This is a genomic window from Primorskyibacter sp. S187A (genome assembly GCF_049800955.1).
GTDB lineage: Bacteria > Pseudomonadota > Alphaproteobacteria > Rhodobacterales > Rhodobacteraceae > JAKVBH01.
This window is the reverse complement of sequence record NZ_JBNAGA010000002.1, coordinates 11,010-26,579: the sequence shown is the minus strand read 5'-3', so window position 1 is coordinate 26,579 and position 15,570 is coordinate 11,010. Positions and strand designations below refer to the sequence as shown.

The 15,570-nt window shown below is 59.2% G+C and carries 14 protein-coding genes; all 14 read left to right on the top strand.

Annotated features, from left to right (window positions below; translation table 11 throughout):
* Window positions 1–83: 83 nt before the first annotated feature.
* Entirely contained in the window at window positions 84–1,973 is a 1,890-nt protein-coding gene (locus ACP15S_RS11110; protein WP_425039710.1) for an SLC13 family permease, read from the top strand.
* Window positions 1,974–2,020: 47 nt separating this feature from the next.
* Complete coding sequence (locus ACP15S_RS11105) at window positions 2,021–2,701, top strand: CatB-related O-acetyltransferase (RefSeq protein ID WP_425039709.1); 681 nt, start codon at window positions 2,021–2,023, stop codon at window positions 2,699–2,701.
* A 28-nt stretch (window positions 2,702–2,729) separates the two neighbouring features.
* Window positions 2,730–2,930: a preprotein translocase subunit SecE gene (gene secE / locus ACP15S_RS11100; RefSeq protein WP_425039708.1), complete on the top strand. Its 201-nt coding sequence runs from the start codon at window positions 2,730–2,732 to the stop codon at window positions 2,928–2,930.
* Between the two features lie 135 nt (window positions 2,931–3,065).
* Window positions 3,066–3,599, top strand: a complete 534-nt coding sequence (gene nusG / locus ACP15S_RS11095; protein WP_425039707.1) for a transcription termination/antitermination protein NusG — start codon at window positions 3,066–3,068, stop codon at window positions 3,597–3,599.
* A 139-nt stretch (window positions 3,600–3,738) separates the two neighbouring features.
* A complete protein-coding gene (locus ACP15S_RS11090) occupies window positions 3,739–4,710 on the top strand; it encodes a hypothetical protein (protein ID WP_425039706.1) in 972 nt (323 codons plus the stop codon).
* A gap of 103 nt (window positions 4,711–4,813) precedes the next feature.
* Complete coding sequence (locus ACP15S_RS11085; protein ID WP_425039705.1) at window positions 4,814–5,215, top strand: hypothetical protein; 402 nt, start codon at window positions 4,814–4,816, stop codon at window positions 5,213–5,215.
* The gene (locus ACP15S_RS11080; RefSeq protein ID WP_425039704.1) at window positions 5,212–5,895 is read left to right on the top strand and encodes an HTTM domain-containing protein; all 684 of its coding nucleotides are present in this window, start codon (window positions 5,212–5,214) and stop codon (window positions 5,893–5,895) included. The genes ACP15S_RS11085 and ACP15S_RS11080 overlap by 4 nt, the downstream gene beginning before the upstream one ends.
* 268 nt (window positions 5,896–6,163) lie before the next feature.
* Complete coding sequence (rplK, locus tag ACP15S_RS11075) at window positions 6,164–6,589, top strand: 50S ribosomal protein L11 (protein ID WP_425039703.1); 426 nt, start codon at window positions 6,164–6,166, stop codon at window positions 6,587–6,589.
* Window position 6,590: 1 nt separating this feature from the next.
* A complete protein-coding gene (gene rplA / locus ACP15S_RS11070) occupies window positions 6,591–7,289 on the top strand; it encodes a 50S ribosomal protein L1 (protein WP_425039702.1) in 699 nt (232 codons plus the stop codon).
* Between the two features lie 271 nt (window positions 7,290–7,560).
* A complete protein-coding gene (locus tag ACP15S_RS11065; RefSeq protein ID WP_425039701.1) occupies window positions 7,561–7,968 on the top strand; it encodes a molybdopterin-dependent oxidoreductase in 408 nt (135 codons plus the stop codon).
* Window positions 7,969–7,987: 19 nt separating this feature from the next.
* On the top strand, window positions 7,988–9,802 hold the full coding sequence (locus ACP15S_RS11060) for an ATP-binding protein (RefSeq protein ID WP_425039700.1): 1,815 nt from the start codon (window positions 7,988–7,990) through the stop codon (window positions 9,800–9,802).
* A 342-nt stretch (window positions 9,803–10,144) separates the two neighbouring features.
* Window positions 10,145–10,657: a 50S ribosomal protein L10 gene (gene rplJ / locus ACP15S_RS11055; protein WP_425039699.1), complete on the top strand. Its 513-nt coding sequence runs from the start codon at window positions 10,145–10,147 to the stop codon at window positions 10,655–10,657.
* A 69-nt stretch (window positions 10,658–10,726) separates the two neighbouring features.
* Window positions 10,727–11,107 carry a 50S ribosomal protein L7/L12 gene (rplL, locus tag ACP15S_RS11050; RefSeq protein ID WP_425039698.1) on the top strand — a complete coding sequence of 127 codons (381 nt, stop codon included), beginning with the start codon at window positions 10,727–10,729 and terminating at the stop codon, window positions 11,105–11,107.
* A 245-nt stretch (window positions 11,108–11,352) separates the two neighbouring features.
* Window positions 11,353–15,507, top strand: a complete 4,155-nt coding sequence (rpoB, locus tag ACP15S_RS11045) for a DNA-directed RNA polymerase subunit beta (protein ID WP_425039697.1) — start codon at window positions 11,353–11,355, stop codon at window positions 15,505–15,507.
* Window positions 15,508–15,570 lie beyond the last annotated feature (63 nt).

Sequence of the window (15,570 nt, the reverse complement as noted above, 5' to 3'; positions counted from 1 at the left end):
CGATGCAATCACCCCCGGGCAGCCCCGGGATTGGCCTTTGCGCCACTCCCAAGCATTGCTACACATTGTGTTGGGGGGCAGGCATGGACGCGACGGTACTTACGTTTGAAATGATGGTGGTGCTTGCCCTGCTGGTCTTCACCATTTTTCTCTTCGTCTCCGAAATCATCCGTATCGATTTGGCCGCAATTCTTGTCATGGTGATCCTGGGCGGGCTGAGCACGCAGCCGGGTCTTGAACATCTCGCCAATGGGACGGAGCTATTCGCCGGGTTTTCGTCCAATGCGGTCATCTCGATCATCGCGGTGATGATCATTGGCGCAGGGCTCGACAAGACCGGCCTGATGTCGCGGGTCGCGGCGCTCATTCTCAAGCGTGGCGGGGCAAGCGAGGCCCGGGTCATTCCCATCGTGTCGGGCACGGTTGGGGTCATCAGCTCTTTCATGCAGAACGTGGGCGCCGCCGCGCTTTTCTTGCCTGTGATCAGCCGGATTTCCGCGCGCACCGAGATCCCCATGAGCCGTCTGGCCATGCCGATGGGCTTTTGCGCCATTCTCGGTGGCACGATCACCATGGTCGGATCATCGCCGCTGATCCTGCTGAATGATCTGCTGATCTCCGCCAATCATGCCTTGCCCGCGCATCAACAAATGGAGACCTTCGGGCTCTTCGATGTCACGCCGATTGGGGTGATGCTCGTGTTGAGCGGTGTGCTGTATTTCGTGCTGCTGGGGCGGTGGATCCTGCCGGATCAGCGGGGGCGCGGCGAGGATGGTGGCGCGGCGCGCACCATGCAGTCTTATATCGAGACGACCTATGGGCTGCGGGCCGATCTCTTTGAAGTGCGTGTGCCGGAGGGGTCCATCCTGATCGGCCAGACGCTCTCCGATATCATGGTCGCGCATCACATCTATATATTGGGCACCTCCTATAAGGGGCACAAAGTCATCGCGCCGATGGCCGATACAGTGATCGAGGCGCCCGCGCGGCTGGCGATCCTCGGGCTGCGCCGGGTGTTGCAGGATGAATTTGTGGAGCCTTACGGGTTGGAGATCCTGCCCGCTCTGGATGTCTTCTCCGATGATTTCGCGGCGACTGAATCCGGTGTGGCCGAGGTGGTCATCCCGCCGGGCTCCAGTGTCATTGGCCGCTCTCCGATGGATTTACGCCTGCGTCAGACCCACGGGCTCTCGATCCTTGCCATTCACCGGGGCGAGGACACGATGAGCCATGTCGAGACGGAGGATCACGTGGCCACCCATATCGGCGTCGTGCCTCTGCAAGCGGGCGATACGCTCGTCGTTCATGTCCAGTGGGAGCGGCTCACGCGGGTCAAATCGGATCAGGACTTCGTCGTCGTGACGTCTGATTTCCCGCAGGAAGAGCTCAGGCCGCACAAGGTCAATTGGGCGTTGACCTTCTTTATCGTGACCTTGGGCTTGATCCTGTTGACGGATCTGCTGCTCTCGCTGTGCCTTCTGGTGGGCGCCGTGGGCATGATCCTGTCGCGCGTGCTGTCCATCGATGAAGCCTATGCTGCGGTCAGTTGGAGCACGGTCTTCCTGCTGGCCTCTCTGATCCCGCTGGGCCAGGCCGTCCAGAACTCCGGAACGGCGGCCTGGATCGCGGCGCAGATCCTGACATTGCTGGAGGGGTGGCCGATCTGGTCGTTGCAGGCGGGCCTGGCCATCCTGGCCACGGTCTTTACCCTGGTCATGTCCAATGTGGGCGCAACGGTCCTGCTCGTGCCGCTGGCCATCTCCATTGCGCTGGCCTCTGGCGGCGATCCGGCGATCTTTGCGCTGACCGTTGCCATCTCCACCTCGAATTCCTTCCTGATCCCGACTCATCAGGTCAATGCGCTCATCATGGGCCCGGCAGGATACCGCGTGGTGGATTTTGTCCGCTCCGGCGGGATCATGACGGTCCTGTTCCTGGTCGTGTCCCTGACGGGGCTCGCCCTGTTCTTCTAGGGCGGCCCGAGGCCGGGACAATCTACGCAAAGCACAAGAGAGGCCCCATGCCCTTTCCCCTCCCAGATGAAACGCACCCCGTCCGCCTCGCCGATGGCGCGCGCCATGACGGCACAGTCTTTCTCTCCGCCATCCTCGATCATCCGCGGATCACCGTCGGAGACTATACATATATGTCGCGCCACGCGCCGATGACGGAGGCCTCCAGCATCGCCGCTGCGCTCGCGCCCTATCTCTATCCCTTCTCACCAGAGCGGCTCACCATCGGCAAATTCTGCCAGATCGCGCACGGGGTTCAGATCATCACCGCATCCGCCAACCACCGCAGGGATGGCCTCTCGACATTCCCCTTCGCGATTTTTGACCGTGATCCCGACAGGCCGGAGCGCCCGAGCCTGCCGGGTCCCGGGCCGGACACGATCATCGGACATGACGTCTGGATCGGGACGGGCGCGATGATCCTGCCCGGGGCCGAGATTGGCGATGGGGTCATCATCGGCGCTGGGGCCGTCGTGGGTGGTCACATCGCACCTTATAGTGTGGTCGCGGGCAATCCCGGCCAGATCATACGCGCCCGCCTCACGCCACAAGAGGCCGCGCGCCTGCAGGCCATCGCATGGTGGGATTGGCCCATCGAGCTGATCGTGGAACACGAAGCGCTGATCTGCGGCGCGGATATAGACGCGCTCGAAGCGGTAGGTCTTGAAATCGAAGCCGCGGGCCGATAGATCGCCGGAAAGCTTTCAGAGGTGCCCGATGGCCAAGACCAACCCGTTTCAGTTCATCAACCAGGTCCGCGCGGAGGTTGGCAAGATTGTCTGGCCAACGCGGCGCGAGACAATCCTGACGACCATCATGGTCTTTATCATGGCCACGCTCGCGGCGATCTTTTTCGCCATCGTGGATTTGCTGATCCGCTCCGGCCTGCAGGGCGTGCTGGGCTTCTTCGGAAGCTGACCGCGCTCTTGCAATGCCGTTCCAGAGACGGTATCGCTCCAGTTGATTCAGGGCGCGCGACGGAAATGTCGCGCGCCGCTCTATTTCCGGGACTCGCCAGCGGCGGGTGAGAGACGAGGTCAGACGGGGTCAGATATGGCAAAACGGTGGTATTCGGTCAGTGTGCTTTCGAACTTCGAAAAGAAGATCGCAGAGCAAATTCGCACCAAGGTGGAGGAGCAGGAGCTTCAGGACCAGATCGAAGAGGTGCTGGTTCCTACAGAGGAAGTCATCGAAGTGCGTCGCGGCAAGAAAGTCACGACAGAACGCCGCTTCATGCCCGGCTATGTCCTCGTGCGCATGGAGATGTCCGATCAGGGCTATCACCTGATCAACTCGATCAACCGCGTCACAGGTTTCCTGGGCCCCCAAGGCCGCCCCATGCCCATGCGCGATGCCGAGGTGCAGGCGATCCTGGGCCGCGTGGCGGAGGGCGAAGACGCGCCGAAGCTGCTCATCTCCTTCGAGGTCGGCGAGAAGGTCAAGGTCAACGACGGCCCGTTCGAGGATTTCGATGGCATGATCGAAGAGGTCGACGACGACAACCAGCGCCTCAAGGTCTCCGTCTCCATCTTCGGCCGCGAAACACCCGTGGAGCTGGAATACACCCAGGTCACCAAACAAGGGTAAAGCACCCCGGTTTTTCCTCAATTATGCCGCGTGCAGGCCCCTGCGCGCGGCTTTTTTGTCTTCACGCCATGGAGACAGCACAATGCCACAGACGACAACCCCGCTCCCTCATTCCGCGCGACAATCGCCTTATTCAAAGATGATCTTTGAATTCTTGCGAGAGGCCAATGACACGTTTGAGCTGGGCCTTGATCCAAAGGTCTTCAAAGTGGAGAGCTTGATCGCGCGCATTCCCGTGGCGTTGGCGGAGAGGTTCCGCAAGGCAACGGCGTCCGGCGACGATGGGCTTGAGGGATTATTGTATGACGCCAGCGACGTGGCCAGAGGTGTGACACCCCTTCGGTCAGACCGGATTGCCGACTTTTGGGCGACTTTGGATCAGCCGGAGCTGGCGCGGCTTTGGCGCGGTTATAGCGATCTGGCGCGCCGCGTTCCAATCCATGAGGCAGGCCTCAAACCGGATTGGCCGACGCCTCAGGAGCAAGAGGACATGGACATAGAGCAGTTCTATCAGGAACAGACCTATGCCTTCGACGCGCCTGAGAAGGCCGCCTCCGACCTCGCGGTGCTCAGCGCCAAGCTGCGTGCGGCCTATGACAAGGCAGATGCCAGCGAAGAGATGATCCTGAGCTTGATCCAAAAGAAATATGGCGTCGACTTTGTGGACGAGGAGGCCTTCAACGACGCCTGGGTCGACCGCATTCGCAAGTCTGCCATTTATCGCAAAAGTGGTCGTGCGCTTGGCTTCAGCCATGACGTCGAGCCTTACACCATGCCGCATATGCGCTTTTCCGACGACCAATTGGCACAATTCGAGGCCCGCGGCTTTCGGATGCTGTTTGTCTTCATGTATCGGTTCTACGTGCCGGATGAGCCGTTTGAGGTCATGCCAATAACGGGGCGCGTCGACGTGATTTATGCCAAAACCGAGGGCGGGCCCGTGCGCGTCCTGTGGGATCCGGCCTGTCCGATGAGCGATGGGATCGACATGCTGGTTGAAACGCTGGATCGCAAGCCGCTCTTTCCTTTGCCCTATGTCGCGCCCGATCCCATGCCCGGCCCTTTGCGGAAAGGATGGTTTGCAAAACTCGGCCTCGGCAGAGGGGTCTAGCTGGGTCCGCTTTTTGCGCTGCGGATCGTGAATGCCGGTTGCCAAGAGCATTCCGTTAAGCGTTTCGCGCTAAAGCCGGGGGGATCCTTGTCTTCGGTGCCCTATGCTGCGGTTCATCCAACTTCTCTTGCCCGTCCTCTTCCCCTCATGGCGCTTTTTCCGCGAAGTGGGGCCGGGGATATCCGTGCAGCGCCGGATCGGGCAGGGGGATGGGCAGGGAGACTGGGCAGATGTGATCGCGCGCCCGGAGCATGTTTCTCCCGCGCTGATGGCCGTGCGGCTCGTCTGGAATCCCCGGGTCAATCAGCGGCTTTACCTTGTGAGCTTGGCCGAGCGCCTGCTCACCGAGCCCACAGCTTATGTCGAGGCCGAGTTACATGCCCGCGTCGCCCATGGGCTGCCTCCCGGCACGGCCTATGCGCTGCGCATCCTGCTTTGTGATGCAGACGGGGAGGCCGTCGCCCATCAAAGCGCGGTGAGGCGCTTGGGGAGCGGCTCCCCATGAGCTTTGATCTTGCCCTGCGTTTGAGCGAAATCGCGCTCGCCGTCGCACTTTTGCAGCGCGCGTTGGAGCATGTGGGCCAGCCTGACCGCGCAGTCTTTCTGCCGCAAATCCCTCTCGCGTTGCTCCTGACGGTTGGCGTGGCGCCCGCGCTTGTAACCCTCGCGCTCTGGCTCGCGCTCGCGGCGCAGCTCTGGCGGTTTCAGGGGCCGTACAATGGCGGCGCGGACAAGATGGTCTTCCTTGTGTTGACCTGTGTGATGCTTGCGCATTTCATGCCGCCGCCTTGGGCGGAGATGGCGATGGCTTACCTTGCGGTGCAGCTGACGCTCTCCTATGTCGTTTCCGGTTGGGTCAAGCTGCGCCATCCGCCGTGGCGGTCTGGTGAGGCCTTGGCGCGGGTTTTTCGGTATTCGGCCTATCCCGTGAGCACGCGTTTGCGCGGCCTGGCAGATCACCCGGGGTTGATGTGGGCCGCGTCGCTGTCTGTGATTGCATTTGAGGTGCTATTTCCCCTCGCTCTTGTGTCGTCGCACGCCTTGTGGGGCGCGCTTGCCATCGCGGCGCTCTTTCATCTCTCCAATGCCTGCCTGCTCGGGCTCAACCGGTTTTTCTGGGCTTGGCTCGCCGCGTTTCCCTCGCTGATCTGGTTTCAGGGGCGGTTCGTTGCGGGGGTCTTGTGACATTTAGGTGAAGGTTTTCTTGCCTCAGCGTGCGCCGCGCGGCGTGGTCGCGAGGGCTTTTGTGCGATTTGAGGGGTAAATCGCACAAAAGCCCCCTCGGCTGGAGCGAGATTCCAGCTTGTGTTTTGATCTGCGGGCCTGTAATTCGCGCGGGTTCCCTTGATGGGAATCCCCATGTGGGAGGCGAGGCCATCGCGATGGCCGGACCGGACCACATCAACCACATCTCGCACGACGCGTCGCGCGGGAGTTGAAAAGGAGAAGGCCCATGGCCAAGAAACTTGCCGGCACCATGAAGCTTCAGGTGCCCGCCGGACAGGCAAACCCGTCCCCCCCCGTCGGTCCTGCGCTCGGTCAGCGCGGCATCAACATCATGGAATTCTGTAAGGCTTTCAATGCGAAGACGGCTGATCTCGAGCCCGGCGCACCGTGCCCGACCGTGATCACGTACTACCAGGACAAGTCCTTCACAATGGACATCAAGACGCCGCCTGCGTCTTATTTCCTGAAGAAAGCAGCCAAGCTGAAATCCGGTGCGAACCTGCCCGGTCGCGAGACAGTTGGCTCCGTCACTGTTGCGCAGGTCAAAGAGATCGCTGAGGCCAAGATGAAGGACCTCAACGCCAATGACATCGACGCTGCAATGCAGATCATCCTGGGCTCCGCCCGCTCCATGGGCATCGAGGTGAAGTAAGATGGCAAAGCTTGGAAAACGTACCCGCGCCGCGCGCGAGGCCTTCGCTGGAAAAGAGAATGTTTCCGTGGAAGAAGCCGTTGCGCTGATCAAAGGCAACGCCAAGGCAAAGTTCGACGAAACTGTTGAAATCTCTGTGAATCTTGGGGTTGATCCCCGCCATGCGGACCAGATGGTGCGCGGCGTGGTTGGCCTGCCCAACGGCACCGGCAAGACAGTCCGCGTCGCGGTATTTGCGCGTGGCCCCAAGGCCGAAGAAGCACAGGCCGCTGGCGCTGATATCGTCGGTGCGGAAGACCTGATGGAGACCGTGCAAGGCGGCAAGATCGAGTTTGATCGCTGCATTGCAACGCCCGACATGATGCCGATCGTCGGCCGGCTCGGCAAGGTGCTGGGTCCGCGCAACCTGATGCCCAACCCCAAGGTTGGCACAGTGACCATGGACGTGGCCGATGCCGTGAAAGCGGCCAAAGGCGGCGAGGTTCAGTTCAAGGTTGAGAAGGCTGGCGTTGTACACGCGGGCGTTGGCAAAGTTTCGTTTGACGAAGCGAAACTGGTCGAAAACGTGCGGGCATTCGTGTCGGCCGTTGCGAAAGCAAAGCCAGCTGGCGCGAAGGGCGCGTATATGAAAAAGGTCTCGCTGTCGTCCACGATGGGGCCGGGCGTGTCCGTGGATGTGGACAACGCAACAACTGAATAAGCTGCTGAAAAATCAGTCGTTTGAAAACCCCGGCCTGCGCGTCGGGGTTTTTTCTTTGGTCCCGGTATTTCTTTCAAATGCGCGATAATTGTTCGGGTCGCGCGCGTCGATTGTAACTCAAAATTATCCTCTCTCGCACAAATCTGAGCCATTCTTAATGCGAACGAGGAGTAACAACATGATGAGATGGATTCTCGCATGCCTATTTGTGATGTGCAGCAGTCTTTCTGCTTGGTCTCTTGAAAAACCCGCGAATGCAGATCGCGTTGTTTTGACCTTTACCGGTGACATCGAACACACGAATGCCGAGGGCATGGCCCAGTTTGATCGCGCGATGCTGGAAGCGCTGGATTGGCGGGAAATTGAGACGTTCACGTCGTTTACGGAAGGCCCACAGGTCTTTGCGGGGCCGACGCTGGCGTCTGTCTTGGAAGCGGTTGGCGTCAGCGGTGGCACTCTGCGCGCGACGGCAATCAATGACTACAGTATCAATCTTCCAGCGGAACACGCCAATGCGCACGGCGTTCTATTGGCCATGGATCACAACGGCCGCCCGATGCGCGTCCGTGACAAGGGTCCGATCTGGATCGTGTATCCGCTGAGCGAGGACGAAGCCAGAAAGCGCCCCTTTGATGGTGAGATGGTTTGGCAACTCAACCGACTCCACGCCGACGGTTGATAGCTTGACGGCCTGATCCATGCAGCGTTCTTACTCCGTTTTCACCAACGCACGCTCCTTGCGTGCGTTGGCCGCTGTTTTCGCCATAATCGCGCTCATGGTGCTGTTTGGCTTTCACCAGCGCGAGATGCAGGACGCCAAAGATCGGGCCATGTTTGCGGTATCCGCCACAAGCTGGAAAGTCAGCGAACTGATTTTGGAAGCACAACGGTTCAGTCAGTCTCTCCGCCTGCACGCGACCGGTGAAACATCGCGTAGCGACTTGCAGCTTCGATTCGACATCTTGTGGAGCCGCGTTGATGTCGTTGAAAGCACGGATGTCGAACAAGATCTGGCGATCAAAAAAGCGTTGGAAGACTTCAGGACGTTCAATGACAGTATGGATGGCATCCTGTATTCAGATGGTTTGATCCCGCCGCGGCTCGCGGTGGGGGCATCATATGAGGTAACGCAACTTGCAAATTCGATGCGAGTGGCTTGGGTGAACGCCTTTGCCGGCCGGCAATTTGCGGACGCGTCCCTACAGATCATCGAACAACAGGAAGGTATGCGACGTCAAACCATCTTGGCTGTGTTGGTAGGGTTGATTGGCGTCTACCTGGTCGCCGAGATTTTTCTGGCGGTCAACGCCCAAAAGAAAGAGGCAAAGTTGGAAGCCGAAGCGCAGGCCGCGGCGATGGCCAGTGCCGCCAAGACACGTTTTCTAGCAAATGTAAGCCATGAAGTTCGGACGCCGCTCAATGGCATCCTTGGGATGGCGTCGGAACTGGCAGAGAGCGATCTCAAGCCGGACCAGCGGGAATGCCTCAGGATTATTTCGCATGCGGGCGATATTTTGTTGCACACTTTGAATGACGTGCTCGATTTGTCAAAAGTGGAGTCGGGGCAGCTTGAACTTGAAATCATCTCATTCAACCTGCACGAAATAGTTCACTCTGCCGTTGCGCTATATAAGCCAAATGCTGAGGCAAAGGGCTTGTCTTTATCCTTGAGTTTGGCGGATGATGTTCCACGGTTTGTGACCGGGGATGGCCAGCGCATAAGTCAGGTCATGCACAATTTAATCGGCAACGCGGTCAAATTCACGGACATCGGCGAGGTCACACTCAGGATCGCCAGAGCAAAAGCAACCGGCTACCTTCGTTTCGAAGTGCAAGACACCGGCGTCGGTATTCCAGACGCCGTGCATGAAAAAATATTCGATCCATTTTCGCAGGCAGATGGCAGTGTCACGCGCAAGAAGGGCGGGACAGGGCTGGGGCTGTCGATATCCCGGCATCTCTGCGTCGAGATGGGCGGCTATCTGAAGGTTAAAAGTCATTTGGGTAAGGGCTCCACCTTCTGGTTCGAGCTGCCTTTGGTGGAAACGGCGACCGCGGCAAACCCGTCAATGGATACGCGTCCAGCGGAAGTCATTGACTTCGACACGTCTCAAGAGGCAACGCTCGAGCGCATCTTGATTGTGGATGACAACACAACCAACAGGCTGGTTGCCAAAAGGTTTCTGAAAACTGTGGAGGCGGAAGTGGTGGAAGCGGATGGTGGACAAGTTGCTGTTGATCTCGTGCATGAGCGCGCTTTCGATGTCATTTTGATGGACATTCAAATGCCCGAGATGTGCGGGCGAGAAGCCACCAGGAAAATACGAGAACTCGAGAAGCGTTTGAGCCGTCCGCCCGCGCGCATATTGGCAGTCACGGCAAATGTCATGACGCACCAGATCGACGAGTACATGGAAAGTGGCATGGATGATGTTCTGCCGAAGCCTCTGTCCAAAAAACTGTTGATAGAAAAATTGACCCCTCCTCCAGATAAGGGTGTAGCCTGTGCCTGATCTCGTCGCTGCAGCGAAACCCGGATATCATTTGCCACGACAAACATCGAAAACAGCAGCGTCAGGGGCAACTTGAACATATCGTACCTTGTGAACTTTGGCTTTTCGCTCTAACAGCCACTTGTGAGGGCTCTTGCGTGATTCGTAAGCGCCCTTATTTCGTCCGAGACGGCGGGTGTGGCTTGGTCACATAAATCCTGCCTGAGATGGGAAGAGACATTCGCAGCCGGACCACGCGGACCGGACCACGATTGCGACGACCCGTGCGGACTTGTTGTCAGAGCATGTTGTTCTGACGGAAAGAGCCGGAGGGTACGTCCCTCCACAATTTGGAGTGAAACTGTGGATAGAGCCCAGAAAGAGAAAGTGGTCGAGGAACTCGGCCAGATCTTTGAAAGCTCTGGCGTCGTTGTGGTTGCCCACTACGAAGGTCTCACGGTTGCTGAAATGCAGGATCTGCGCGCCAAAGCTCGTGAAGCGGAAGCGTCAGTTCGTGTTGCCAAGAACAGGCTCGCCAAGATTGCCCTTCAGGACAAGCCTTGCGAAAGCATCGCGGACTACCTCTCGGGCATGACCGTCCTCACCTTTTCCGAAGATCCCGTCGCTGCGGCGCGGGTTGCGGAAGATTTCGCCAAGGATAACAAAAAGTTTGAGATCCTTGGTGGGGCCATGGGTGAGAACGCACTGGATCGTGCCGGTGTTGAAGCTGTGTCGAAAATGCCGTCGCGCGAGGAGCTCATTGCTACCATCGCTGGCATGCTCGGCGCCCCTGCTTCCAACATCGCCGGTGCCATTGGCGCCCCTGCCTCGAATATCGCGTCGATCCTGTCGACGGTCGAGGACAAGGCAGCATAAGCAATCTGAGGATTTCGTGGGGGTTGAACCTCTCGCGTTGGAACACATCTAGATAGGACAAGTGGTCAAATGGCTGATCTTAAAAAACTCGCAGAAGAGATCGTGGGTCTCACGCTTCTCGAAGCACAAGAACTGAAAACAATCCTGAAGGACGAATACGGCATCGAGCCCGCAGCAGGCGGCGCAGTGATGATGGCGGGTCCTGCAGGCGACGCAGGCGGTGCAGCCGCGGAAGAGCAAACTGAATTCGACGTCATCCTGAAGTCGGCAGGTGCCTCCAAGATCAACGTGATCAAGGAAGTGCGCGGCATCACAGGTCTCGGCCTGAAAGAAGCCAAAGAGCTGGTCGAAGCAGGCGGCAAGGCCGTCAAAGAGCAGGTTTCCAAGGACGAAGCCGAAGAGATCAAAGGCAAGCTGGAAGCAGCTGGCGCCGAGGTCGAGCTCAAGTAATGGCCTCCGGGTTCGCCCGGACTACTTAATATTGGCTGGGTGCGGGATTTCTCGCGCCCGGCCTATCCCGTCTTAAACAGGGCTCCTTGGCGGAGCGTTGTTTCAGGCGAGGATGCAATGGTCGGGAGGCCGCCGGTGGGACGGTGGCCAGGAATAGATCGCATTCTTTAGCCGTCTCGTATGGTCGCGTGAGCAGCAGCCCAACTGCGCGCGCGCCCGGTGAGAAATGAAAGGTGTCCAGACACATGGCGCAAAGCTTCCTCGGTCAAAAACGTCTTCGTCGTTATTATGGCAAGATCCGTGAAGTTCTTGAGATGCCGAACCTCATCGAGGTTCAGAAAAGCTCTTATGATTTGTTCCTGAAATCCGGCGATCAGCCTCAGCCTATGGATGGCGAAGGCATTAAAGGCGTCTTCCAATCGGTCTTTCCGATCAAGGATTTCAATGAGACAGCCGTGCTCGAATTTGTCGACTACGCGCTGGAAAAGCCCAAGTTTGATGTCGAAGAATGTCAGCAACGCGATCTGACATACTCCGCGCCGCTCAAGGTGACGCTGCGGTTGATCGTGTTTGACGTTGATGAAGACACAGGCGCGAAATCGGTCAAGGACATCAAGGAACAGGATGTTTTCATGGGGGATATGCCCCTCATGACGCCGAATGGCACTTTCGTGGTGAACGGCACGGAGCGCGTGATCGTGTCTCAGATGCATCGCTCGCCGGGCGTGTTTTTCGACCACGACAAAGGCAAGACGCACAGCTCGGGCAAGCTGCTCTTTGCCTGCCGCATTATCCCCTATCGCGGCTCGTGGCTCGACTTTGAATTTGATGCCAAAGACATCGTCTTTGCCCGCATCGACCGTCGTCGCAAACTTCCCGTAACAACGCTTCTCTACGCGCTTGGTCTCGACCAGGAAGCGATCATGGATGCGTATTACGACACCGTAAGCTACACGCTGCGCAAAGGCGAAGGCTGGGCGACCAAGTTCTTCCCCGAGCGAGTGCGCGGCACGCGCCCGACCTATGATCTGGTCGACGCGGGCACAGGCGAGGTGATCGCGGAAGCAGGCAAGAAAGTTACGCCGCGCGCCGTCAAGAAGCTGATTGACGAGGGCAAAGTCACTGAGTTGCTGCTCCCGTTTGAGCAAATTGTCGGTAAATTCGCCGCAAAAGACATGATCAACGAAGAGAACGGCGCGATTTATGTCGAAGCCGGTGACGAGTTGACATGGGAAGTTGACAAAGATGGCGAAGTAACCGGCGGGACGCTCAAGGAGCTGCTCGACGCTGGCATCACCGAGATCCCGGTGCTCGACATCGATAACATCTCCGTTGGCCCCTACATGCGCAACACCATGGCGCAGGATAAGAACATGAACCGCGATACCGCGCTCATGGATATCTACCGCGTCATGCGCCCGGGCGAGCCGCCCACCGTTGAGGCCGCCTCCGCGCTCTTTGACACGCTGTTTTTCGATGGGGAGCGCTATGACCTCTCCGCCGTGGGCCGCGTGAAGATGAACATGCGCCTTGCGCTCGACAAAGGCGACATTCAGCGCACGCTGGATCGCGAGGACATCGTCAAGTGCATCAAGGCGCTTGTCGAGCTGCGCGATGGCAAGGGCGACATCGACGATATTGACCACCTCGGCAACCGTCGCGTTCGTTCCGTTGGCGAGCTGATGGAGAACCAGTATCGCGTGGGTCTGCTGCGTATGGAACGTGCGATCAAGGAGCGGATGAGCTCTGTCGAGATCGACACGGTCATGCCGCAAGATCTGATCAACGCAAAGCCTGCCGCTGCTGCGGTGCGCGAGTTCTTCGGCTCGTCGCAGCTGTCGCAATTCATGGACCAGACCAACCCGCTCTCGGAAGTCACGCACAAGCGTCGTCTCTCGGCGCTTGGGCCGGGCGGTCTGACACGTGAACGCGCGGGCTTTGAGGTTCGTGACGTGCACGCGACGCATTACGGCCGCATGTGCCCGATTGAAACGCCGGAAGGCCCGAACATCGGTCTGATCAACTCGCTCGCGACCTTCGCGCGTGTGAACAAGTACGGCTTCATCGAAACGCCCTACCGCAAGGTGGAAAACGGTGTCGTGACCGATGAGGTCAGCTACATGTCCGCCACGGAAGAACAGCGGCACACGGTGGCCCAGGCCAACGCCAATCTCGATGAGAACGGCAAGTTCGTGAACGATCTGGTCTCGACCCGTCAAAATGGTGACTACACGCTGGCGCCCAACGAGAATGTCGATCTGATCGATGTCTCGCCCAAGCAGCTGGTCTCGGTCGCGGCCTCGCTCATTCCCTTCCTTGAGAATGACGACGCCAACCGCGCTTTGATGGGCTCGAACATGCAACGTCAGGCCGTGCCGACGCTTCGCTCCGAGGCGCCCCTTGTGGGCACCGGGATCGAAGAGGTTGTGGCGCGCGATTCCGGCGCTGCGATCACAGCGGCGCGCGGCGGTATCGTCGATCAGGTCGACGCGACACGGATCGTGATCCGGGCCACGGAAGACCTCGAGCTGGGCGATGCAGGCGTGGATATCCACCGCATGCGAAAGTTCCAGCGTTCCAACCAGAACACCTGTATCAACCAGCGTCCGCTGGTGAAGGTGGGTCAGACCGTGTCCAAGGGCGAGGTCATCGCTGATGGTCCGTCCACGGATCTTGGTGAGCTGGCGCTCGGCAAGAACGTCGTCGTCGCCTTCATGCCCTGGAACGGCTACAATTATGAGGACTCGATCCTGATCTCCGAGCGCATCGCGCGTGATGACGTCTTTACCTCGATCCATATCGAGGAATTCGAGGTTGCCGCCCGTGATACCAAGCTTGGGCCGGAAGAGATCACCCGCGATATCCCCAACGTCGGCGAGGAAGCCCTGCGCAACCTCGACGAGGCGGGCATCGTCTACATCGGTGCCGATGTGGAGCCGGGCGATATCCTCGTGGGCAAGATCACACCGAAGGGCGAGAGCCCGATGACACCGGAGGAAAAACTCCTGCGCGCCATCTTCGGTGAGAAAGCCTCCGACGTGCGCGATACCTCGCTGCGCGTGAAGCCGGGTGACTTCGGGACGGTCGTGGAAGTGCGTGTCTTTAACCGCCACGGTGTGGAAAAAGATGAACGTGCGCTGCAGATCGAGCGCGAAGAAGTCGAGCGTCTTGCCCGTGACCGGGACGACGAGCTCGCCATTCTGGATCGCAACATCTACGCCCGCCTGCGCGGCCTCGTGCTGGGCAAGGTTGCCGTGAAAGGCCCCAAAGGGGTGCGCTCGAATTCCGAGATCACCGAGGAGCTTCTCGACAGCCTGCCGCGCAGCCATTGGTGGCAGCTGGCCCTCGAAGAAGAGCAGGACGCGCAAATCGTCGAAGCCCTCAACGAGCAATACGAGGTGCAGAAACGCGCGCTCGATGCCCGTTTCGAGGACAAGGTCGAGAAAGTCCGTCGCGGCGACGATCTGCCCCCGGGTGTGATGAAGATGGTCAAGGTCTTCATCGCCGTGAAGCGCAAGCTGCAGCCGGGCGACAAGATGGCCGGCCGTCACGGCAACAAGGGTGTGATCTCGAAAGTGGTGCCCATGGAGGACATGCCGTTCCTCGCCGATGGCACCCCGGTCGATTTCTGTCTGAACCCGTTGGGCGTGCCCTCGCGCATGAATGTCGGTCAGATCCTTGAGACGCATATGGGTTGGGCCGCGCGCGGCTTGGGCATCCAGGTCGACGAGGCGCTGCAGGATTACCGTCGCTCCGGCGATCTGACCCCTGTGCGCGAAGCGCTGCGGATCGCTTATGGAGATGAGGTCTACGAGGAAGGCTTCCAGTCCATGGGCGAGGAAGACCTCATCGAGGCGGCAGGCAATGTCTCCCACGGTGTGCCGATTGCGACGCCTGTCTTTGACGGCGCGAAAGAGGCCGATGTGAACGACGCGCTGGTGCGTGCGGGCTTTGACACCTCGGGTCAGTCGATCCTGTTTGACGGCCGCTCGGGCGAGCAATTCGCGCGCCCTGTGACTGTCGGGGTCAAGTACCTGCTCAAGCTGCACCACCTTGTCGATGACAAGATCCACGCCCGCTCCACGGGCCCGTACTCCCTCGTCACACAGCAGCCGCTGGGTGGTAAGGCTCAGTTCGGTGGTCAGCGCTTCGGGGAGATGGAAGTCTGGGCTCTGGAAGCTTACGGCGCCGCCTACACCCTGCAGGAAATGCTGACGGTGAAGTCGGATGACGTTGCTGGCCGGACCAAGGTCTATGAAAGCATCGTCAAAGGTGAGGACAACTTTGAGGCCGGTGTGCCGGAGAGCTTCAACGTTCTCGTCAAAGAAGTCCGCGGCCTCGGCCTCAACATGGAACTCCTGGATGCGGAGGACGACGAAGGCGGGATCGCGGCTGAGTAACCGGCCCACCGCTCACATCGCCCGGGGCGGGATGTGCCCGCCCCACCGCACAGCCTTTTAAGG

Coding starts and splice junctions, on each gene's coding strand:
- secE (WP_425039708.1), top strand. CDS start 2,730: ATGGCCAAGACCAACCCGTTTCAGTTCATCAACCAGGTCCGCGCGGAG.
- ACP15S_RS11105 (WP_425039709.1), top strand. CDS start 2,021: ATGCCCTTTCCCCTCCCAGATGAAACGCACCCCGTCCGCCTCGCCGAT.
- rplA (WP_425039702.1), top strand. CDS start 6,591: ATGGCAAAGCTTGGAAAACGTACCCGCGCCGCGCGCGAGGCCTTCGCT.
- rplK (WP_425039703.1), top strand. CDS start 6,164: ATGGCCAAGAAACTTGCCGGCACCATGAAGCTTCAGGTGCCCGCCGGA.
- ACP15S_RS11090 (WP_425039706.1), top strand. CDS start 3,739: ATGATCTTTGAATTCTTGCGAGAGGCCAATGACACGTTTGAGCTGGGC.
- ACP15S_RS11080 (WP_425039704.1), top strand. CDS start 5,212: ATGAGCTTTGATCTTGCCCTGCGTTTGAGCGAAATCGCGCTCGCCGTC.
- rpoB (WP_425039697.1), top strand. CDS start 11,353: ATGGCGCAAAGCTTCCTCGGTCAAAAACGTCTTCGTCGTTATTATGGC.
- ACP15S_RS11110 (WP_425039710.1), top strand. CDS start 84: ATGGACGCGACGGTACTTACGTTTGAAATGATGGTGGTGCTTGCCCTG.
- nusG (WP_425039707.1), top strand. CDS start 3,066: ATGGCAAAACGGTGGTATTCGGTCAGTGTGCTTTCGAACTTCGAAAAG.
- ACP15S_RS11085 (WP_425039705.1), top strand. CDS start 4,814: ATGCTGCGGTTCATCCAACTTCTCTTGCCCGTCCTCTTCCCCTCATGG.
- ACP15S_RS11060 (WP_425039700.1), top strand. CDS start 7,988: ATGCAGCGTTCTTACTCCGTTTTCACCAACGCACGCTCCTTGCGTGCG.
- rplL (WP_425039698.1), top strand. CDS start 10,727: ATGGCTGATCTTAAAAAACTCGCAGAAGAGATCGTGGGTCTCACGCTT.